The 5229-nt window shown below is 67.9% G+C and carries 5 protein-coding genes and 1 pseudogene; 1 reads left to right on the top strand and 5 read right to left on the bottom strand.

What is annotated here, in order from left to right; translation table 11 throughout:
- The 4 genes and pseudogenes from AB3X43_RS17235 to fliF form a co-directional block, all read right to left on the bottom strand.
- A pseudogene (locus tag AB3X43_RS17235) lies at nucleotides 1-398 on the bottom strand (flagellum-specific ATP synthase FliI); the annotation flags it as partial.
- Nucleotides 395-1252, bottom strand: a complete 858-nt coding sequence (locus AB3X43_RS17230) for a FliH/SctL family protein (protein ID WP_369431100.1) — start codon at nucleotides 1250-1252, stop codon at nucleotides 395-397. The pseudogene AB3X43_RS17235 and the gene AB3X43_RS17230, both read right to left, overlap by 4 nt.
- Nucleotides 1236-2237, bottom strand: a complete 1002-nt coding sequence (fliG, locus tag AB3X43_RS17225) for a flagellar motor switch protein FliG (protein ID WP_369431099.1) — start codon at nucleotides 2235-2237, stop codon at nucleotides 1236-1238. Before fliG ends, AB3X43_RS17230 begins: the two co-directional genes overlap by 17 nt.
- A gap of 10 nt (nucleotides 2238-2247) precedes the next feature.
- Complete coding sequence (fliF, locus tag AB3X43_RS17220; RefSeq protein ID WP_369431098.1) at nucleotides 2248-3978, bottom strand: flagellar basal-body MS-ring/collar protein FliF; 1731 nt, start codon at nucleotides 3976-3978, stop codon at nucleotides 2248-2250.
- Between the two features lie 162 nt (nucleotides 3979-4140).
- Here fliF and fliE point away from each other — a divergent pair, with 162 nt between their 5' ends.
- Nucleotides 4141-4467 (top strand): flagellar hook-basal body complex protein FliE, encoded by a 327-nt coding sequence (fliE, locus tag AB3X43_RS17215; protein WP_473965142.1) that lies wholly within the window; start codon nucleotides 4141-4143, stop codon nucleotides 4465-4467.
- Between the two features lie 90 nt (nucleotides 4468-4557).
- Here the strand turns inward: fliE and AB3X43_RS17210 are convergent.
- Nucleotides 4558-5229, bottom strand: a 672-nt coding sequence (locus AB3X43_RS17210) for a flagellar brake protein (protein WP_369431097.1), incomplete at its 5' end; no start/stop codon positions are given.

Here is a 5229-nt window from a genome sequence, read left to right as displayed (position 1 = left end):
TCGACCACGCGGCCCAGCAGCCCGTTGCCGATCGGCAGGTGGCGCGAACGGTCCTCGCTGCGGCGCCACAGGTGGCGGCTCACGCCGAGTTCGGGGGCCTGCACCGGCACATCCAGTGGAATCACCCGTGCGCCGCTCGCCAGTCCGTGGATCTCGCCGGCCGGCATCAGGAAGGCCCGGTCGCCCGAAAATCCGACCACCTCGGCCTGGATCGCCGGCTGCCCCGGCATCAGCACCTCGCACAGCGAACCGACCGGCACGCGGATGCCCGCGACCTCCAGCACCAACCCCGCCACGCGCACCAGCGTCCCCTGCACCGACAGCGACAGCTTGGCGCTGGCACGCTCGTGCAGGTCGTCGAGGTAACGCGCCCAGGCGTCCGTTGCGGTGGCTCTCATGGCGTGGCCGTGCCGTCGTTCGAATCCACCTCGGCCAGCACGGGCGACCCCATGGCCGCCACGGCACTCGCCCAGCGCGTGGCCAGCCGGGCATCGACCACGCCCAGGTCCGACTCCACCAGGCAGCCACCGCGCTCGATGTGCGCATCGGCGATCAAGCGGGCATCGCGCGCCTCGAACGCGTCGGCACAGCCTTGTTCAATCCATTGGAGGTCCTCGGGATGGACCTTCACCGTGATGTGGCGCGCCGAGAGCAGCACGTCGGCCAGCGCTTCCTGCGTCACGTCCACGACCAGCGCCGCATTGGTCTGCAGCTCGCTGCGCACGACCTGGCGTGCCATCTGCATGGCAATGCCGGCCAGACGCCGGGCGAGTGACTGCTCCAGCGCATCGATTCCATGCTGGAACTGCACCAGCAGCGCCGCCACGGGTGTGCCGACCTCACTCGCCTGCTGCTGCCGGAGCGACGCCAGTGCCTCGCGGGCCTCTGCGCGCATGGTTTCCGTGGTTTCCTCGCGGCCCAACTGGCGACCCTGTTCGAAGACTTCGGCCAGGCGGGCCTGCAGCTGGGCCTGGCGAGCCGCGCGCTGCACCTCGGGATCGACGGGTGCAGGAGCCGCCGGAGCCTCGCTGCCAGCCGCCCGGTCGGCTTCAAGGCGAAGCCGGGCATCCAGGCTGTCGGGCACCCAGGCCACCGCCCGGCCGAGTTCCTCCCGCGGAATGAACCGTGCGTAGGACGCTGCGGTGGATCGGGCCGGACCGGCCGCTTCGGGCAAGTCCATGCGCGGCACCCGTTCGTGCCGTTCCAGCCGCTGCTCGAAGGTGCTGGCGGATGGGTCAGAGGAACTGGCCATCGCCCCCTCCGCTCATGGCGATCTGGCCTTCGTCCGACAGGCGGCGCACCACCTGCAGGATGGTCTTCTGTTCGGCCTCGACCTCGGCCACGCGCACCGGGCCACGCGAGGCCAGGTCTTCGCGCAGCATCTCGGCCGCGCGGCTGGACATGTTGCGGAAGATCTTTTCGCGCAGTTCCTCCGTCGCGCCCTTGAGCGCCACGAGCAGCGACTCGTTCTGCACTTCCTTGAGCACGGTCTGGATGCCGCGGTCGTCGACGCGCATGAGGTCGTCGAAGGTGAACATGTTGTCCGAGATCTTCTGGGCCAGATCCACGTCGGTGCTGCGGATGTAGTCGAGCACCGAGGCCTCGACGCCCGTGCCCATGAGGTTGAGCACCTCCGCCGCCGTCTTGACCCCGCCCAGATTGGACTTGCTGCCACGCCCGCCACCAGCGAGCACCTTGGACAACACCTCGCTGAGTTCCTGCAATGCCGCCGGCTGCACGCCGTCGAGCGTGGCCAGGCGGATCATCACCTCGTTGCGCTGCGCTTCCGGGAAGCGCCGCAGCACGGCGCTGACCTGGTCCGGTTCGAGGTGGACCATGATCACCGCCACGATCTGCGGATGCTCCAGCCGCAGCAGCTCGGCCACCGTGACCGGGTCCATCCACTTCAGGTTGTCGATGCCCGGCGCGTCGTCGGCACCGATGATGCGGTCGAGCAGCAGCTTGGCCTTGTCGTTGCCCAATGCGCGGTGCAGGACCTTGCTGACATAGTGGTCGGTGTCGAGGCCGAGTTCGATCAGCCCCTCTTCCTCCACCTGCTCCTCGAAGCGGACCAGCACCCGCTCGTAGCGGTCGCGGGAAATCGACTTGGTGCGGGCGATCTTCTCGCCCAGGCTCTGCACTTCCTTGGGGCTGAGGTGGCGGAACACATCGGCCGCCTCGGCCTCGCCCATCGAAATCAGCAGAATTGCGGCATCTTCCAGACCCTGGTCATCCATTCATCGCCCCTCAGTCCGCTTCCTTGCCATTGGCCCAGCCGCGCAGGATGCGCGCGACCGACGCCGGATTCGTCCGCACCATCTGGCGCACCGCCTCCAGGCGCTTGTCCGAATCACTCAACTCCACTTCCGGCGCAGGCAGCGCCGGCAGCGTTTCGCCGCCGCTCAGCGCCGGCAGCTCCGTCACGTCGTCCACCACGGTATCGAGCTGGTTCGTCAGCTTCGCGGCCTCGGCCTCCTTGTCCACGCGGATGTCGCGCAGCACCGGTCGGATCACGCCGAACACCAGCGCCAGCCCGAGCAGGCCCAGCACCAGCGGCACCGCCAGCGTGCGCACCATCTCGAGCGTCTCGGGCTGCTTCCACAGCGGCAGCACCTCGATCTTGTCGAGCACCGGCACCTTGAACGGGGCGTTGATGACCTTGACCGTGTCGCCGCGCTCCTTGCTGAAGCCCACGGTCTCCTGCACCAGCGCGACCAACTTGTCGATTTCCTCGGGCGCCAGCGGCTGCGACTGGGTCTGGCCCTTCTTGTCGACGCTGGTGCGGTGGTTCACGACCACCGCCACGGCGAGGCGGCGGATGCCGCCCGACGACGCACGGGTCACACGGACGGTCTTGTCGATCTCGAAGTTGGTGACCGCGTCACGCCGCCCGCCTGCACCCGCGGCACCCTGTCCGATTTGCGACGCCTGCATGGACTGCGCCGCGCCGTTGATCGGCGCCGAGGCAGCGGCCTGAGGCTGGTTGCTCGCCGCCCCCGGCACGCCGCTGGCCAGCGCACCGCCGGCGCCCGAGCCATTGCCGTTTTCCGACACCTGCGAGCTGCGCACGGCCGCTGGCACACCACCCTGGTTGGGCTTGAATTCTTCGGTGGTCGACTCCGACTGCGAGAAGTCCAGCTCGGCCGACACCTGCGCACGCAGGTTGTCGCGCCCGACGACGGGCTCCAGGATGTCGAGGATGCGCTTGGTGTAGAGCGCCTCGATGCGCGCGATCTGCTGCACCTGGTTGGAATCGAGTCCGCCCGCGCCGCCATCCCCGCTGTCCGAGAGCATCGCACCAGACTGGTCAAGCACGCTCACCGCCTTCGGGCTCAGCTCCGGCACGCTGGCCGACACCAGGTGCACGATGCCGGCGATCTGCGCGCGGTCGAGCGTCTGGCCGCCATGCAGGGTCAGCAGCACCGAGGCGCTGGGCTTCTGCTGGTCGCGGAAAAAGCCGTTCTGGTTCGGCAGCGCCAGATGGACCCGGGCCGTCTCGACCGCCGACAGCGCAGTGATCGAGCGCACCAGCTCGCCCTCCAGACCACGCTGGAAGTTCAGCCGCTCCTGGAACTGGGTCGTGCCGAAGCGGGCGTTGTCCATCAGCTCGAAACCGACCGTCGAGCCTTTGGGCAGGCCCGTCTGCGCCAGTTTCAGGCGCACGTCGTGCACCTGGTCCGCAGGCACGAGCACGGCACCACCGCCTTCGCTGAAGCGGTAGGGCACATTCATCTTGGTCAGCTGCGCCACGATGGCGCCGCCGTCCTTGTCGTTCAGGTTGGAGAACAGCACCCGGTAGTCCGGGCGTGCGCTCCACATCGCCGAAAGTCCGATGACGGCCAGGAGCAACAACAGGCCGCCCGCGAGCATGGCCTTGCGCATCGGAGGCAAGGCGGAGAAACGCTCCGCCAGACGTGCTGCGCCAGCTCCGGGAGCTGGCGGTGCCGCAGTCAGGGTGGTCGAGCTGGAGAGGTCCATGTCCAATCGGTCGTTACACGCTGCCCAAACGGTCGCGCTGAGATTGGATTATTCGAGGGCGGCCCTGCGCCGAAGCCGGAAACAGGCAACCGATCCCCGCACTCTTCTGTCCATCCCATCCGGCACATCTGCCTAGGATGGCGAAGCTGTGGAGGACCCCTCATGGACATGAAGCTCAAACCTTTCGACTTTGCCCAGGCCGTCGCACGTGCCGGGATGGCCGGCCTTGGCGCGATCACGTCGACCCCGTCCGCAGAAGGACCGTCGGGTGGGTTCTCGCAGATCTTCAGCCAGGCGCTGCGCAACGTCAGCCAGGCCCAGAACACCGCGCAGGACCTGCAGCGCGAAGTGGCCCTGGACAACCCCAAGGTCAGCCTCGAAGAAACGATGGTCGCGATGCAGCGCTCCAACATCGGCTTCCAGGCCGCGCTGCAGGTGCGCAACCGGCTGGTGCAGTCCTACAGCGACGTGATGAACATGCAGGTCTGATCCGGCCGCCGCGGTGCCAGAACACACAAGCCCCCGGCGGTGCGAACCCCGGGGGCTTGTGCATGTGCGGAGCATCCGTGCGCTTACCGCCTACAGCGTCAGCAGCCGATGCCGTTTCTGCGTGTGGTCGAGGTAGCGTTGCAGATCCTTGTGCGCACCGGCACTCAGGTCCACCAGCTCGCAGCCGATGCGGCGGTATTGCGAGGGCTCCAGACCAACCATCGACACATGCATCACCCGCAGCGTCACATGCAGCCGGGTGGCCGCATCCAGTTCAAGGACCGCCTCGGGCAGCATCTGCCCGCAGCGGAACAGGTCCAGCTCCTCGTTGAGCATCAACGCGACACCGGTGTGGCTGATGTCGACGATGCGCAGATCGATCTGGCGCCGGGCCAGGTCGGGATGGTGCAGCAGCGCATGCGGTTGGGCCCGTCCGGCCGGACGCACGCGGAACGCATTGCGACGCTGGAAGCGGAAGACCTCGCGCGGATACTGCGCATTGAAGGCGCTCGCGCTGCGGCCGTGGACGAGCACCAGGTCGTGCAGGTCGAACTGCACCTTCACGCTGTCCAGGTAACCCGTGGCCATCACCTCGTGCGATTCGGTCATGCGCTGCACGGCCTCGTCGCGCGGATCGGCAGCGAAGACCAGCACGCCACGCTGCGGGTCTTCCGCCCAGAGCGAGGTCGCGTAGTTCACGCCGTCCGGGGTCGTCAATGCCAGCGGCACGTCGCCGTCGACGAACTGCTTGAGCAAGGCGCG

This window comes from Sphaerotilus sp. (assembly GCF_041083715.1).
Classification (GTDB): Bacteria; Pseudomonadota; Gammaproteobacteria; order Burkholderiales; family Burkholderiaceae_C; genus Sphaerotilus.
Note: the sequence above shows the minus strand (reverse complement) of the source record. Positions and strands in the feature narration are given on the sequence as shown.